General features: G+C 37.6%; 14 protein-coding genes. 4 read left to right on the forward strand and 10 right to left on the reverse strand.

The window, feature by feature from the left end; genetic code table 11:
- Positions 1-189: 189 nt before the first annotated feature.
- Both BUB12_RS11380 and BUB12_RS11385 read right to left on the reverse strand, forming a co-directional pair.
- Positions 190-558, reverse strand: a complete 369-nt coding sequence (locus BUB12_RS11380) for a DUF4870 domain-containing protein (protein ID WP_234982682.1) — start codon at positions 556-558, stop codon at positions 190-192.
- A gap of 171 nt (positions 559-729) precedes the next feature.
- A complete protein-coding gene (locus BUB12_RS11385; protein WP_072890995.1) occupies positions 730-2,097 on the reverse strand; it encodes an FAD-binding oxidoreductase in 1,368 nt (455 codons plus the stop codon).
- Between the two features lie 263 nt (positions 2,098-2,360).
- Between BUB12_RS11385 and BUB12_RS11390 the strand changes: the two genes are divergently transcribed.
- Positions 2,361-3,959 carry an amidohydrolase gene (locus BUB12_RS11390; protein ID WP_084063314.1) on the forward strand — a complete coding sequence of 533 codons (1,599 nt, stop codon included), beginning with the start codon at positions 2,361-2,363 and terminating at the stop codon, positions 3,957-3,959.
- 305 nt (positions 3,960-4,264) lie between these two features.
- Here the strand turns inward: BUB12_RS11390 and BUB12_RS11395 are convergent, their stop codons facing one another.
- Entirely contained in the window at positions 4,265-5,818 is a 1,554-nt protein-coding gene (locus BUB12_RS11395; RefSeq protein ID WP_072890998.1) for a Na+/H+ antiporter NhaC family protein, read from the reverse strand.
- 229 nt (positions 5,819-6,047) lie between these two features.
- Between BUB12_RS11395 and BUB12_RS11400 the strand changes: the two genes are divergently transcribed.
- Entirely contained in the window at positions 6,048-7,205 is a 1,158-nt protein-coding gene (locus tag BUB12_RS11400; RefSeq protein ID WP_072891000.1) for an acyl-CoA dehydrogenase family protein, read from the forward strand.
- 103 nt (positions 7,206-7,308) lie between these two features.
- Here BUB12_RS11400 and BUB12_RS11405 read toward each other — a convergent pair whose 3' ends face one another.
- On the reverse strand, positions 7,309-7,758 hold the full coding sequence (locus BUB12_RS11405) for a hypothetical protein (RefSeq protein ID WP_072891062.1): 450 nt from the start codon (positions 7,756-7,758) through the stop codon (positions 7,309-7,311).
- 169 nt (positions 7,759-7,927) lie between these two features.
- Between BUB12_RS11405 and BUB12_RS11410 the strand changes: the two genes are divergently transcribed.
- Positions 7,928-8,890 carry a hypothetical protein gene (locus BUB12_RS11410; protein ID WP_072891002.1) on the forward strand — a complete coding sequence of 321 codons (963 nt, stop codon included), beginning with the start codon at positions 7,928-7,930 and terminating at the stop codon, positions 8,888-8,890.
- Between the two features lie 117 nt (positions 8,891-9,007).
- Here BUB12_RS11410 and BUB12_RS17710 read toward each other — a convergent pair whose 3' ends face one another.
- Positions 9,008-9,148 (reverse strand): hypothetical protein, encoded by a 141-nt coding sequence (locus BUB12_RS17710; RefSeq protein WP_159431575.1) that lies wholly within the window; start codon positions 9,146-9,148, stop codon positions 9,008-9,010.
- Between the two features lie 313 nt (positions 9,149-9,461).
- Positions 9,462-10,838 (reverse strand): leucyl aminopeptidase family protein, encoded by a 1,377-nt coding sequence (locus BUB12_RS11415; RefSeq protein WP_072891004.1) that lies wholly within the window; start codon positions 10,836-10,838, stop codon positions 9,462-9,464.
- A 131-nt stretch (positions 10,839-10,969) separates the two neighbouring features.
- Here BUB12_RS11415 and BUB12_RS11420 point away from each other — a divergent pair, with 131 nt between their 5' ends.
- Positions 10,970-11,431, forward strand: a complete 462-nt coding sequence (locus BUB12_RS11420) for an SRPBCC family protein (RefSeq protein ID WP_072891005.1) — start codon at positions 10,970-10,972, stop codon at positions 11,429-11,431.
- Between the two features lie 102 nt (positions 11,432-11,533).
- Here the strand turns inward: BUB12_RS11420 and panD are convergent, their stop codons facing one another.
- The 4 genes from panD to BUB12_RS11440 are packed head-to-tail and all read right to left on the reverse strand — an operon-like array spanning position 11,534 to position 14,489.
- Complete coding sequence (gene panD / locus BUB12_RS11425; RefSeq protein WP_456093737.1) at positions 11,534-11,914, reverse strand: aspartate 1-decarboxylase; 381 nt, start codon at positions 11,912-11,914, stop codon at positions 11,534-11,536.
- Positions 11,915-11,953: 39 nt separating this feature from the next.
- On the reverse strand, positions 11,954-12,796 hold the full coding sequence (gene panC / locus BUB12_RS11430; protein ID WP_072891009.1) for a pantoate--beta-alanine ligase: 843 nt from the start codon (positions 12,794-12,796) through the stop codon (positions 11,954-11,956).
- Between the two features lie 26 nt (positions 12,797-12,822).
- Positions 12,823-13,650 carry a 3-methyl-2-oxobutanoate hydroxymethyltransferase gene (gene panB / locus BUB12_RS11435; protein WP_072891010.1) on the reverse strand — a complete coding sequence of 276 codons (828 nt, stop codon included), beginning with the start codon at positions 13,648-13,650 and terminating at the stop codon, positions 12,823-12,825.
- Positions 13,647-14,489 (reverse strand): Rossmann-like and DUF2520 domain-containing protein, encoded by an 843-nt coding sequence (locus BUB12_RS11440; RefSeq protein ID WP_072891012.1) that lies wholly within the window; start codon positions 14,487-14,489, stop codon positions 13,647-13,649. Before BUB12_RS11440 ends, panB begins: the two co-directional genes overlap by 4 nt.
- Positions 14,490-15,041 lie beyond the last annotated feature (552 nt).

The raw sequence follows: 15,041 nt of genomic DNA on the forward strand, positions 1-15,041 counted from the left end.
CTCGGTACAAGGCAGCAAAGAAGTTTATTCAAGTAGTCGCCTGGCTGAGGCCGTGCCCGCGGAAAGCGACTGTCCGCAGTGCAAATCAACAAAGCAGTTACATCAGAATTGAATAATTCATTGAAAATTAGACTTCCTCTATAGTATCTTTAACTCGCAATGATATCCTGCCATGACTACATTTTTCAACTACGAAAGAATGTTGATTCCTCCAATTAATGGTAATGCTTTTTTCTTTCCATTAGCTGCATTGATAATGCCCATAATTGCCAATACCAACCACGCTAAGTATCCAAAAGGTAGAATAATCAACCATCCGATAAACGGTATAATGGATCCTACTATTGAAATAGCAACACCAAGTATAAATAATAGAATTCCTTGATTTGTGTGGAACTTCGCAAACTCCGATTCTTTTGCTGCTAATAGTGGTACGATAAATAAGAAACCAATATAAGCTAGAATTGCCATCCCCTTATTCTCACTTGCATCCTTAGACATTTCCTCTGACTCTTCCTGTTCCTCCACTTTTTCATCTACTACATTCTCATCTGCCATATAACCTACACCTCCTTCATTAAATTTGCACTACAATACAAGACATGAGTCTTGCTTAATTTATATGATAAAAAAATCAAAATAGTGCTTTTAAATTAGAAAAAATTTCTTTTCCTGACTCAAATTTGAAAGATAGGCTAGAGTTTAGTAAATATACTCTAGCCTTTTTGCCTATTCTTTCGGTGCTATATTATGGTTATGACAAAATAAATTATCCGGATCATATTTTCCTTTTATTTTTGCGAGTAGCTCGTAGTTATTTCCGTACGTACTTTCCGTAATGTTCGCATCAATTCTAGCTCCGTTGACGTAAGCTGATTCTCTCAAAGAGTGTGGTAGTAAGTCTTTATGCAATTGGTTCACCCAATCCCTACATTTTTGTGGGTTATCTTCTGGAACGATAGCATCTACAAGGAGTAGATAACCTGCATCTCTTATAGAAAAGGCTTTTTCATCTGCAGGTATTCGATTCATTTTTCCATGTAATGCCCAAATTTGAACTAACGTCATTGGTAAATCTGCATTTTCAATTGCATTCATGAGTGTAGAGATTGCATCCTCTGGTAGGTCTTCAAAAAACAATGAAGTTCCATCAAATGGTGCAACATCTATCATTGCATCTAATTTTTTCTGTAGTTCAACATAAGGCAATATGCCAGTTTGATCCATGATAGGTTCGGCAAATGACACTAAAGGTTCAATCACATTTTCTTCTATTTCACGATTCAGTTCACCGATATACATTCCTGATAGTGAAACCACTCTTTTATTATGAAGAGCTTCTGGCAAAAATGGTGCCGGTGGAAGTTGCATAATTGCTAGATTAACAGATATCTCATCAATAGCTGATTTCATATACTCTTTTAGACCATGCAAGATTTGTTTTAAATCTCTGTAATCATACATTACATCTATTCCTAATACATTCGGTCCTACTGGATATAGCTGAAATTCAAAACTAGTAACTACCCCAAAATTACCCCCACCACCACAAATGGCCCAATATAGATCAGGGTAATTGTCTTTATTAACTGTTATTGCTTTTCCATCCGCTGTTACCATTCTAGCACTTACTATATTGTCGCACGTTAAACCGTATTTCCCACGTAAATAGCCAAAACCACCACCAAGTGCAAGGCCAGCAATTCCCGTTTCAGATACAGTTCCAGTCGGGGTTGCTAAACCATATTTCTGCGTTTCTGCATCTACATCTGCTAATGTGGCACCACCCTCAACGACTGCTACCTTCCTATTTTCATCTACCTTTACGTCTTTCATATTCGATAGATCGATCATGACACCACCATCACAAACAGCTGTACCATCAATATGATGCCCACCACCACGAATGGAAATCTCTAAATCTCCTTGTCTCGCATAATTAACTGCAGAGATTACGTCTGCTTCACTTTTACATTCAAAAATAACTGCTGGTCTTCGGTCAATTCTAGCATTCCAGACTTTCCTTTTTTCATCATATCGATCATGGTTTGGTAAAATGATGGTTCCACTTTTTTCTACACGTACTTTCTCATTCATCGTATTCCCTCCATGTTCCTTCAACAATGACTAATGAAGCTACCTTACTTCCAAAGGAAAAGATTTCTTTCAAGCTTTTAAAAATCGTATCATAGACAGACTTACTTGTAATGTATACTTAGGTATACTCTTTTTAAATCGGGATAATTGCTTGTATGGTGGGAAACTATCTGATACGATTATCTCAATTTCATTGACCTTAAACAAGCCATAAAAGAGGTCTAATACAGTAGAGTCTGATAGTCAATAAGGGGAATTCGATGATGAAGAGAATATATAAAAATGGGCAAATTTATACATTTGAACCAACTAAACCAATCGTACAGGCGGTTGTGATTGACAACAATCGTTTCATTGATATGGGGTCAACAAATGAGATGATGTTGCAGTGGGAATCTCAAGTAGATGAAGTTATTGATTTAGAAGGAAAAACAGTGACACCTGGACTTATGGACAGTCACCTGCATCTTTCTTTGATCGCTTATAACTTCATAAACTTGGACTTAACCGGTGTACCTACCAAACAGTCTATGCTTGAAAAGATTAAAGAGAGAGCATCTGACTTACAACCTGGCGAATGGCTAGTGGGAAGTGGTTGGGATGAAAACATCTTTACTGACGGGAAAATCCCTACAATTAATGAACTAGATTATGTTTCACCACAAAATCCATTACTATTAACAAGGATTTGTACACATGCTTCTGTCGTTAATAGTAAGGCATTGGAAATTAGTCAATATCATCCAGACATGACAATTCCTGAAGGCGGCTCAATTGTACTTGACGAACAAACAAAGAAACCCACAGGACTTGTCTTAGAATCTGCTGCTGAGATTTTCAAAGCACATATCCCTGACCATACGTATGATGAATTAAAAAAAGCGATGAGAAAAGCCATCCAGTTTTCGATAAAAAACGGCTTAACGAGTGTTCATACGAATGACACGCTTTTCTTAGGTGGACTTGATCAAACGTACCAACTATATGATGAATTATTAAACGAAGAAAATCTCGGGCTTCGTACAAATCTACTTATTAATCATGACTTCTTGGGTGATTTACGTAGAAATGGAATGTATGCAGGTTTCGGGAATGACACTTTAGCAATTGGCGCCGTAAAAATATTTGCAGATGGTGCTTTTGGAAGAAGAACAGCTTTATTATCGGAAGCTTATTCCGACGATCCAACGAATTACGGAGAAGCGATGTATGGACAAGAACAGCTTTATGATATCGTTCGGGAGTCAAGAAAGCTTGGTATGCCAATTGCGGCACATACAATAGGAGATCAAGCGCTAGAAAATGTGTTGGATGTACTAGATCAATTCCCTCACGTTTCCTATCGTGACCGACTCATTCACACACAGGTTTTACGCCCTGAATTAATTCAGCGTTTGGCCGTTCCAAGCCGAATTGCTGATATTCAACCTAGGTTTTTAGCAAGTGACTTTCCATGGGTACAGGTTCGCTTAGGAGAGGAGCGTATCCAATTGTCATACGCATGGAAATCTTTATTACAAGCAGGGGTACTTTGTGCAGGTGGATCTGATTCACCCGTTGAACCTGTCAATCCATTACTTGGCATACATGCCGCTGTTACTAGAAGAGTACCAGGAGACAGCCGAGAATGGGGACCCGATGAGAAACTCTCCATGCATGACGCGTTTCGTTTGTTTACAGAAATGGGAGCTTATGCTACCAATGAAGAATTATTGAAAGGTACGATTTCAAGAGGGAAGCTAGCTGACATGACCGTCTACTCTAAAAATCCATTTACAATGGAGGACCCAGATGAACTCTTTTCTACAGAAATTGAAATGACCATTATTGGTGGAGATATTAAGTGGTGTCGAGAGGGTTAGTTCTCAGTTCGTGGCTGTAATACTGTGTGGCGACGGTTGTGGCGATGGTGATGGCTATGGCGATGGGACATTTATTCCGTTATTGTTGGTAAAATAGTAGTTTGTGGGTTTTCACGGACATTTTTTCCTTTATTAGGCCAATAGAGGAGTAGTTTCTTATAAACTCTGCTGTATAGCGTACTATTTGTCATCTAAATTAATATATAGAGGGAATTATCAAAAATAACGCATCTGATGTCCTAAAAACTCCCTTCATAATCAAACAAACGCTTGGATTCGCAAAAAATCCAAGCGTTTGTTCTTTCCTACGCTGCTTTATAATCTCCGTTTGTTTCCTTCAATCCCCATATTCGCTTAAATACATATGCTAACAAGATTAATACAATAACCCCGACAACGATCGATAGTATTACTGAACCTGTAAATCCAGCTACTAAGAAGGATACGATACCACTTAAGCCTGCTGTTATTGCAAATGGCATTTGGGTATTGACGTGATCCACGTGATCACTTCCAGCCCCTGCTGAGGAGAGGATCGTTGTATCTGAAATTGGTGAGCAGTGATCCCCAAAAATTCCACCACTAAGTACTGCTGCAATCGCAAGAAGCATTGAAATATCCATTGTTTCAGCAAGTGGCATAGCAATTGGAATCATAATAGCGAAAGTTCCATAAGAAGTCCCAGTTGTGTAAGCAACAATTCCAGCTACAATGAAAATTAATACTGGAATAATTGCTGGAGAAGTAAATTGTTCTGCAATCCCAACAATATAGGCTGCTGTACCAAGTTCAGAAGTCACACTTCCAATAGACCATGCTAATGTTAAAATAATATAAACTAACATCATACTTTTAAACCCAGATACAATTAACTGCATAGATTCTTTAAAATTGAACAGCTTCTGACTCATTCCCATAATTAAACCAACAATAACGGCAGCAAATGCCGCTATCAAAATTGATAACCCTCCATTGGATTCTCCAACTGCTGTGACAAGATCATTCTCTGGGAAACCACCTGTCCATAAGAACAGAGGAGGAATTAATCCAATTAGCACGACTAGTGGAACAATCAAATTACGCATTTTTGGTGTATGTCCTTCTACCATTTCCACATCTGTCATGGAATCTTCTGATGGAGGCTCAGCATCATCACGCATTACTTTTCCAGTTGTTCTAGCACGATGTTCTGCCTTTGCCATTGGTCCATAATCCCAACGTTTATAAATAACAATTGCAACTAATAGTAGAGCTAAAATGGAATAAAAGTTAAAAGGAATCGTTCCCAAATACGTTACATATTCTGATCCTGAAATCCCTAATTCAACAAACTGTGCTCCAATTAAACCCATAACAAACACTACCCAAGTAGAAACTGGAGCCAATAAACACATCGGTGCAGAAGTCGAATCTACTATATAAGCCAACTTCTCTCTAGAAACTCTCATTTTATCGGTAACCGAACGCATCACACTACCCACCGTTAAAGCATTGAAGTAATCCTCGAAGAAAATAATAATACCAAATAACATGGTAGATCCCTGTGCTCCACGGTCTGACTTTACTTTTCTTGAAATGGCATGTGCAATCGCATGCGCCCCACCTGTCTTTTGCAAGATCGCTACTAAAACACCAAACAAACCACAGTAAAGGAGGACAGTCGCACTCCATTCATCCCCTAAATTCGGCAAAATAAACTCACTGAAACTAGTATAGATTCCCATTAACGGGTTTAAATCATGAATCATCGTAGCACCTAACCAAACCCCAGCGAATAGTGCAGGTATTACGTTTCGAGTGACTAGAGCTAGTACAATGGCAAGGATTGGTGGTAACAATGAAAGAATTCCATATTCCATTTCCAAACACCCCTCTCCATATTCATCCTTAACCGTACCAACTACCCTCCTTTTATAAGTTTGATCTTAAAAAGCTTCTTTTAATAGTAAGAATTTTCTATACATTATATTTCTATCCAAATTCATATATGCATGATTGTCTCATCTGAATTGAACATTAAATCAATACATGAAATAATATATATAATCCCTACTTAATTAATAGGAATTATAGGTATAGGAGGTAACTATGAAACTATTAGAATTGAGTACACATGAGGAGCGGTTAGACTTACTAAAACAAGTCGTCAAACCTTTTCTAGAACGAGCAGATAAACATGATAAAGAAATAAGCTTCCCTTTTGATAATTTTCAGGATTTAAAAGAAATAGGCTACCCTGCTGTCACAATCCCAAAACAATATGGAGGATTGGGAATTTCTTTAAGTGAATTGTTACAGTTCCAAGAAGTAATAGCAAAAGCTGATGGTTCGACAGCACTAGCGATTGGATGGCATATGGGACTTGTCAAACATATAGGAGAAAATCATAGTTGGAAAGAGGATCAATACCGAAAACTTGTACAGGACATTATGGAAAAAGGATCCCTGATAAATGCTGCCGCTACAGAACCAGCAACTGGGAGTCCTACCCGTGGTGGAAGGCCAGAAACTACAGCTAGAAAAGAAAATGGGAAATGGATAATCTCAGGAAGAAAAACCTTTACTACCCTAGCACCAACATTAGACTATATTATCGTTCGAGCAAGTATAGAAGGAACGGATAAAGTAGGAAATTTCCTCGTTAAACATAACCTTAAAGGGGTTAAGATTGTAGAGACGTGGGATTCGATTGCGATGCGCGCAACAGGAAGTCATGACCTAGTGTTGGAGCAAGTAGAACTAGAGGAAAATGACTTTTTAGAAGAATTACAAGGAGGAAAAGCCCCTGCAACGGGTTGGTTACTCCATATTCCAGCTTGTTATAACGGAATTGCAAAAGCAGCCAAAGAGTATGCAACTCATTTTGCAACAACGTATTCCCCAAACAGTATGGAAGGAACCATCTCCACCATCCCTTCAGTTCAGCAAAAAATTGGAGAAATGGAATTACTAACAATGCAAAATGACCAATTCTTATATGGTGTCGCTGCCAAATGGGACCAGAGTGACTACGAAACAAGACAGAAAATGCAGTCAGAACTGGGAGCAGCAAAATATACAATCGTTAATCAAGCCGTGAAAATAGTTGATTTAGCAATGCGAATTGTTGGAGCTAGAAGTCTTTCAGAAAAAAATCCACTCCAACGGTATTACCGTGACGTCCGGGCTGGAATCCATAATCCCCCAATGGATGATATGATCATCACGCAACTAGCTAAAAAAGCAATAAATGAAATAGAAAACTAATTAAGAAAAGCGCAGAGCACTCGGAACTAGATATCACTGAAATTTTATACTTTCTTACCTTAGAACAAAGGCTAACTTTCCTTACATCAGGAAATGTAGCCTTTTACTTATTATAGTCCCATAAGATTTTCCACTCTCCATCAACCTTAGTTGCATAAACATCTTGACTGATCGTAAAATTTCCATACTTGCCTTTATATGTTTTATAAACAGGAACGACAAATGCTTCACCTATTGCTTCCGTTCCTTCTTCCATTACCCAATCTTTCACCTTTTTGACTGATCCCAATTCAAAGGAAAATGTCGTTACCCCAAAATGATTCATAAATACATGAGCACGATCTTGGATGTAATGGCCTTTATTAAATTTTTCCTCCATTTTTGGATGAAATAGCTTCCAAGACTCAGAAAAGGCTCCATCCTGTTCATAAAGATAAAATTCCTCCACTATACTTTTCGCTTGTCTGTCCTCCGACTGATTCAAAAGGACAAACACTAGAACGCCTAACCCAAGAATGATAACAACTGCTAGTAATATCTTCTTCTGTTGCATCATGAATCCCCTCCCTATTCCATCTATACGTTCCAACATGTCCTTTTTATAACAGAAACCATTATTTCCTGCATGTGAACTCTTCCACTTGCATAGTGTTCATTTATAAGAACATTTTGGAAGTTATAGAATGGCTAGTTGTGTTCTATAACGGAAGGGGGAAGACGAAATGTCTGTTGTTGGATTGGTTAGAAAAACATTACCATTTATTTTTGCTCGACTCGCAGTATATGCACTATTTGCTGTCATTGCTTTTGTTTTTCTAGGAATTGTGATTGGGATTAGTCTATTTTTATTTAAAACCTTTGAATTTGGTTCAGGCTTTTTCATTTTAATTATTATTATTAGTTTCTTTTCAGTTATTGGTGGACTCAAATTTTTCGAAAGGTATGCATTGTATATTGTTAAAGTGGGCCACATTTCTGTAATAACTGAGCTACTTGCTAATGGAAAAGTACCAGATGGTAAAGGTCAATTAGCATATGGAAAAGATCAGGTGAAAGAAAACTTTGGATCAGCTAATGTTTGCTTTGTAGTAGACCGATTGGTGTATGGAGCTGTAAAACAAATTCAAAGATGGTTAATGCGAATAGGAAACTTTTTTAGTTTTGTACCGGGTTCTCAAAATATCATAGCCATCATAAATCGAATTTTATCAGTCAGTCTAAACTATATTGATGAAGCGATTTTAAGTTATATTTTACTTCGTAAGAAACAAGAAAAAGATGAAACGGTTTGGAAGTCTGCTGCTGATGGTGTTGTGTTATATGCACAAAGTTGGAAAAAAATCATTATGACTGCAATTGGTGTTGTTGTATTTATCTATGTACTAAGTTTCACTGTATTTTTAGTCTCTGTATTTCCACTAATGGGATTAGCAAATATGATTGCAGATAATAATGAAGCTGCCTCTGTCTTTGGATTCTTTGCTGTTGTTGGGGCATTTATTATTACTTCCTTTGTTAAACGTGCACTAGTAGACCCTGTTGCTACAGTAGCTATGATCCGTACTTTCCAAAAGAACATAGAAGGTGTCGAGCCGTCTATGGATTTACACGAAAAACTAACAGGCGTATCGAAGAAGTTTAAAAAACTAGCCGACAAAAAAGATGACCCTGAAGAATCTAAATAAAAAAGAAAGAAAGAGTAGTCCTGGGGATGGGCTACTCTTTTCTTTGAAGATGGAGGGCACTAAAGATAGGATGGTTTGAGGGATTTAGAGAAAATGGAGTATCCTATGAAAGCCGACTCAAACATAATATTTATTTGTTAACTCCGAAATACGACGATTCGTTGCAGCAATGATTTCTAATAATTGAACAATTGTCTCTTCATGCTGCTCTACCTTTCGTCTTAAATCTTGTAGAGTTATTTGATCGTTATCTTTCATGGTTACTCCTCCTCTCTATGCACTATAGTTAATATATACCATGAATAGGTATTTAAGCCCAATTCCCCTTTTCCTTTTTTGGCTTTATTTATAGGAGCAAAATCCCTAAAACAATATCCATATTATTACTTTAGAATAGAAAAATAATAGAACACCAATTAATTATTATTTATTTCAAATTTTTAGATATTCTATTGACATATTTCGACATCCATCTAAATCATCACTTTCAAAAACTTCTTGAACATATGAAAACGTTCTGTAAAACAAAAAACCGGTCATATGAAGACCGGTTTTTAAACGTAACAATCACTTATTTAGAGACTAATTCGGTAAAATCGGCTAGCAATCTAGCTCCAAAACCTGTTGCCGCTTTTGAATAATAGCCTTTTTCTTGGCCCATCATTACTCCTGCCATATCAACGTGGAGCCACTTGCTATCTTCTGGTTTAAAGCGTCTTAAAAAGAGACTAGCAGTAATCGATCCTGCATGTGCTTTCGAACTTGTATTACTAAAGTCTGCAAAATCACTAGCTAAATAATTATCATAATCATCAACGAGTGGCATTGGCCAGTTATAGTCCCCATTGATATCTCCTAGCGTCTTCATTTGAAGCGCTAATCCTTCATCACCAAAGACCCCTGCTAGTTTTGTACCGAGGGCATTTAAAATGGCACCTGTTAATGTTGCAATATCAACTATATATTCAGCACCTAATTCACCTGCTCTTATTAATCCATCGGCTAATATTAGGCGACCTTCTGCGTCTGTATTCCCAACTTGAACGGTATGCCCATTTTTATAATGAATCACTTCACCAGGTAATACAGAAAGTTTATCTGGCATGTTCTCAACGATAGGTATTAATGCAACTACATTTACGTTTGCATTGGAATCAGCTAATAGTTTCATAGCACCAGAAACAGCAGCTGCTCCCCCCATATCCATGCGCATGCTACTAATGTCTTTTCCTTTTTTCAAGCTAATTCCACCTGTATCAAAGGTAACACCTTTTCCAACTAGAGCTACTAGTGGTTTGGAATAATCACCCTTATAAGTTAATTCAACAAAGGATGGTTCATACTTACTTCCCCTTCCAACCGTGAGAACACCATTCATTTCCATCTCTTCTAATGCAGCTTTATTGTGTACTTTCACTTCTACATTCGTTCCAGAAAATTCATTGGATAGAATTTCAGGGAATGTTTCCGGATTCAATGTGCTTGGAATTTCGTTCATTAAATTACGTGAAAAGGCAACTCCACTTGCACGAATTTTTCCTTGTGTTACGTATGTATCCCATTCTTTCCCATTTAGAATGAATTTTGTTGCAAAGCCTTCTTTCTTTGTTTTATATTCTGTGAAAGTATATGTACCTAGTTCCCAACCTTCCACAAATGCTGTCACAACTTTCTCAGCTTCTAAATTAGAATAATGGTTCACCAAGGCAGCTCCTGATAGAACGGCTTCTGGTAGATTTTGTTTACTTAATGAACGAGCAATCGAACCTGCTGTCATACGAATATCTTCATATGTCGGTGCATCTGAATCTTTGATCACTACTAACTGTTCATCATTTAGGAATACATCCACGAATGAAGATGATTGTTTATCCACAAATTGTTTTACTGATTCACTAGATTGAATACGACTATTATTCTCGAAAACAAGGCTTATTGAGTTTGACATAATTATTTCCCCCTTTTTAATAGTTTAATATAATTCGACACCCGAAGTAAAATTCCTGCTACTTTTTTCATTTGTTGTGAATAATTACTTTTGTATTTAATATACTTAACACTATGTAAAGGAGGGGTCACATGCCACGTGGGACATACCAAGTGGAGCTGAATATTCCCATACATCAAATTTGGGATTTTATTAGTGATTCAAAGAATTGGGCACCTTTAGTACCTGGATACCAGAAACATGAAGAACATAGTTACCGAGAATCAACTTGGACGTTAAAAGGGGACATCGGGGTTTTGCAAAAAACGGTCAAGATGAAAGTCAATATTACAGAATGGCAAGAGCCAACGAAAGTTTCCTTCATTTTAACCGGTTTAAATGAAAAATTTAATGGGAAGGGTACCTTTGAAGCACAGGCTTTACCTAATTCTCACACAAAGATGACCAGTAATTTGGAAATTGCTGCTAAGGGAATGAAAGGTTCGATTGTAAATCCTGTTTTAAAAACAGTTATTCCTAAACAAACGAAAGAATTAACGGAGAGAATCATAGCAAAAATAAAAGAAAGAAGATATGTACGGCAAGTGGACTAAAGTAAATTACCATTAGAATTTAGAACAAAAACGAACTTCTTCAAATCTTCTACATTTTAAGCTAAATACCTGGGACATTGACCAGTCCCAGGTACCTCTACCTTATATCAATTCAATTAGCTTACCATGCTTCTCATAATTGGTAACTGATGCAATCCGATTGCCGTCATCAACAAATACGACTTTAGGTTTATGCTCTTTTGCTTCTTCTGGTGTCATTTCGGCATATGCCATGATTATTATTTTATCATTAACACTAACACAGCGTGCGGCAGCTCCATTCAAACAAATCATACCACTTCCACGCTCACCTGCAATCGTATAGGTTTCAAAACGCTGACCGTTATTAATATCGACAATCTGTACTTTTTCATATTCTAAAATACCTGAGGCATCTAATAAATCCTCGTCCACCGTAATACTGCCTACGTAATCCAATTCAGCTTGTACCACCGTTGCACGATGAATTTTACTTTTTAACATTTGTAGTCTCATCTGTTGAAAATCCCCTTCCTACAACCATCACTCCACTATAAAGTTATCAATTAATCTAGTTTTTCCAATATGAACAGCCATTGCAACCAATGTTTGTGGTTTAATCGTTGCTACTGGTTTCAATGTTAGACCATCTACTACGTTGACATATTCCACCTTAGCTAATGGTTCTGAATCTACTATATTTTTCATTGTGGTAACGATTTTTTCTGCGTCAATTTCACCACTCTTCACCAATTCTTCTCCAGCAAAAATGGCTTTACTTACAATCTGTGCTGCTTTTCGTTCCTCGGATGATAGATAAGCATTTCGGGAGCTCTTTGCCAACCCGTCTTCTTCTCGGATAATCGGACAGCCAATGACCTCTACATTCATATTCAAATCAGTAGCCATTTGTTTAATAATCGCTAATTGTTGGGCATCCTTTTGACCAAAGTAAGCACGGTTCGGTTGTACAATATTAAATAACTTATTAACTACTGTACATACACCGCGAAAATGACCTGGTCGACTGTCTCCACAAAGTCCTTCCGTTAAACCAGACATATCGACGTAAGTATAAAAATCTTTCGGATACATCTCTTCTGGTGTTGGATGGAAGATGACATCTGCTCCAAGCTCTTCACATATCTGACGGTCTCGCTCAATGTCATGTGGATAGCTATCATAATCTTCTGTTGGCCCAAACTGTAATGGATTAACAAAAATACTGACAACTACCTTCTCATTCTGCTGTCGTGCAGAAGTAATAAGGCTACCATGCCCTTCATGTAAAAATCCCATTGTGGGGACAAACCCAATCGTCTGGCCTGCGCTTTTCCACTGGTTTACTAGATTTTTAACTTGTTCTATCGTTGATACGATCTTCATGATTCATTAACTCCTTTTCAGTACGACTAGTATAACCGATCAATGATATCATCAGAAATAGAATAGGAATGCTCTTCTGCAGGGAATTTCCCTTCTTTTACTTCGGTTATATAATCCTGGAATGCTTGTTGCATCATTCCTCCAACATCGGCAAACTGTTTTACAAACTTTGGTGTGAAATCAGAAAAAATTGTTAGCATATCTTGATATACTAGTACCTGTCCATCACAACTCGCCCCAGCTCCTATACCGATTGTCGGGATGCTTATCTCTTTTGAAACTAATTCTGCTAATTTTGCCGGAACCCCTTCTAGCACAACGATAAATGCTCCTGCTGCCTCAACCGCTTTGGCATCCTCGATCAACTGTTTAGCCGCTTCTTCCGTTTTCCCCTGTATTTTAAACCCACCAAACGCATTGACAGACTGTGGGGTTAAACCGATATGAGCACACACTGGGATAGAAGCATCAACAATCGCTTTAATCTGTGGGCAAACCTTGACTCCACCTTCCAATTTCACACCATGTGCTCGGCCTTCTTTTAGTAATCTACCAGCATTGGATACGGCATCATAAATAGAAGTTTGATAGGACATAAATGGTAAATCTGCTAGCACAAAGGCATTACTTGCTCCTCTAGAAACCGCTCTTGTATGGTGAATCATATCCTCCATCGTAACCGACAACGTATCTTCATACCCGAGTACAACTTGACCAAGCGAATCCCCGATTAATAGCATATTAATTCCTGCTTCATCCATTAACTTAGCCATGGAATAATCATAGCAAGTGAGCATCGTAATCTTATCGCCTTCATTTTTTTGCCTTTGTAAAGATGTTACGGTATTCTTCATTCTTTCATCATCCTCCTAATATTTGTATAGTTTCGATCTTTATGTTTCTCCTCTGCTAGCTTCAGCACAAGATTGGATAATACTTGATAAACTTCCTTTTCTTGTGACTCTAAAATTTCCAAATGGTTCCGAATCGTTTCGGTATCATTTCTTTCGATGGGTCCTGTTAGCGCACGCTGCGGTCCATAGGAGAGGATATTTGCTGTATTCCCCTGTATCAATGGTATCAGTGCTTGATGAGCCTCATCTGATTCAAAACCACAATCCTCTAGCATCTTCTCACCTAAAGACACTAGCCCTACATATAGATTACTAACCATTGTTGCCGCAGCATGGTAGCGAGTCTTTTCTTCAGATGGAATGACCTTTACTTTGTTTCCTAAACGCTCAAAAAGTTGAACTAACGTGTCTAAATATTTTTCATGTCCTTCGATAGTGAAAAAAGACTCCGATAACTCTTTATACGACTGATGCTTATCATTAATTGCAAATAGAGGATGGATTGAATAACCATATGCATGATAATTACGTATATCCGTAAACAAAGCTGAGCTTAGGGAGCCGCTAAAATGACTAATTACTTTATTTTCTATTGAAAGCACTTTCAATTTGTCCCATACTTGTTGAATCATTCCATCTGGAACAGTTATAAATATCGTATCACTAACTTCCACTAGCTCTCGCATATGTTCATACGCTGTTGTGTTCGTGAATTCTGCTGCCTCTAAGGATGATTGCCAGGTTTTACTGTAATAGCCTGTCACATGTACACCATGTTCCGCAAAATACTTTCCAATAGAAACCCCTACTTTTCCTGCCCCAATAAATCCAACCTTCATCTGCATCCCCCCTATTAATCCAACATTCGTTATATTGATAATCCCTTCGTTTCAACTAAAAGGAAGCTATTATCTACTACATTATAATATAATAGAAAAAAATGTAACTCTTTATTTAATATTCTACACAAAGTAAAGTGAAATAGGCTGGGATAAATAATAATAGTCGCTCTAAAGACAAATGATTTAAAAAACTAGGGTTTGAATGTTTGGTTTCTAGAGGTTTGGTTATCACTTATAGGGAATAAAATTCAAAATCAGAGTTTTACTAATTGCCAGTGATTCCCAAACTAGTGGAGGAAATACACGTAGACTCCTACGGGAGCAGAGGCATAGGTGAGACCCTTGATGCGCTTGCGTCTACAAGTAAAGCTACGATGCAGGATTCCTCAGCGCAAGGGAGCAAAGAAGATTAATCATGTAGTTCCCTGGCTCACCAGCCGCCCGTGGAAAGCGAAGTGTATTTACGAAACGGCGGAAATTACGTCAATCTAAGAAATTCTTATAATCTAAAAAATTCCTTAGTATTAATAGCCAAATACTATTTTCTAC

It is taken from the genome of Ornithinibacillus halophilus, from assembly GCF_900129485.1.
Classification (GTDB): Bacteria; Bacillota; Bacilli; order Bacillales; family Amphibacillaceae; genus Ornithinibacillus; species Ornithinibacillus halophilus.

What these genes read in the sequence shown, in the direction of transcription:
- BUB12_RS11380 (WP_234982682.1), bottom strand. Translation starts at nt 558, where the DNA reads ATGGCAGATGAGAATGTAGTAGATGAAAAAGTGGAGGAACAGGAAGAG.
- BUB12_RS11385 (WP_072890995.1), bottom strand. Translation starts at nt 2,097, where the DNA reads ATGAATGAGAAAGTACGTGTAGAAAAAAGTGGAACCATCATTTTACCA.
- BUB12_RS11390 (WP_084063314.1), top strand. Translation starts at nt 2,361, where the DNA reads ATGAAGAGAATATATAAAAATGGGCAAATTTATACATTTGAACCAACT.
- BUB12_RS11395 (WP_072890998.1), bottom strand. Translation starts at nt 5,818, where the DNA reads ATGGAATATGGAATTCTTTCATTGTTACCACCAATCCTTGCCATTGTA.
- BUB12_RS11400 (WP_072891000.1), top strand. Translation starts at nt 6,048, where the DNA reads ATGAAACTATTAGAATTGAGTACACATGAGGAGCGGTTAGACTTACTA.
- BUB12_RS11405 (WP_072891062.1), bottom strand. Translation starts at nt 7,758, where the DNA reads ATGCAACAGAAGAAGATATTACTAGCAGTTGTTATCATTCTTGGGTTA.
- BUB12_RS11410 (WP_072891002.1), top strand. Translation starts at nt 7,928, where the DNA reads ATGTCTGTTGTTGGATTGGTTAGAAAAACATTACCATTTATTTTTGCT.
- BUB12_RS17710 (WP_159431575.1), bottom strand. Translation starts at nt 9,148, where the DNA reads ATGAAAGATAACGATCAAATAACTCTACAAGATTTAAGACGAAAGGTA.
- BUB12_RS11415 (WP_072891004.1), bottom strand. Translation starts at nt 10,838, where the DNA reads ATGTCAAACTCAATAAGCCTTGTTTTCGAGAATAATAGTCGTATTCAA.
- BUB12_RS11420 (WP_072891005.1), top strand. Translation starts at nt 10,970, where the DNA reads ATGCCACGTGGGACATACCAAGTGGAGCTGAATATTCCCATACATCAA.
- panD (WP_456093737.1), bottom strand. Translation starts at nt 11,914, where the DNA reads ATGTTAAAAAGTAAAATTCATCGTGCAACGGTGGTACAAGCTGAATTG.
- panC (WP_072891009.1), bottom strand. Translation starts at nt 12,796, where the DNA reads ATGAAGATCGTATCAACGATAGAACAAGTTAAAAATCTAGTAAACCAG.
- panB (WP_072891010.1), bottom strand. Translation starts at nt 13,650, where the DNA reads ATGAAGAATACCGTAACATCTTTACAAAGGCAAAAAAATGAAGGCGAT.
- BUB12_RS11440 (WP_072891012.1), bottom strand. Translation starts at nt 14,489, where the DNA reads ATGAAGGTTGGATTTATTGGGGCAGGAAAAGTAGGGGTTTCTATTGGA.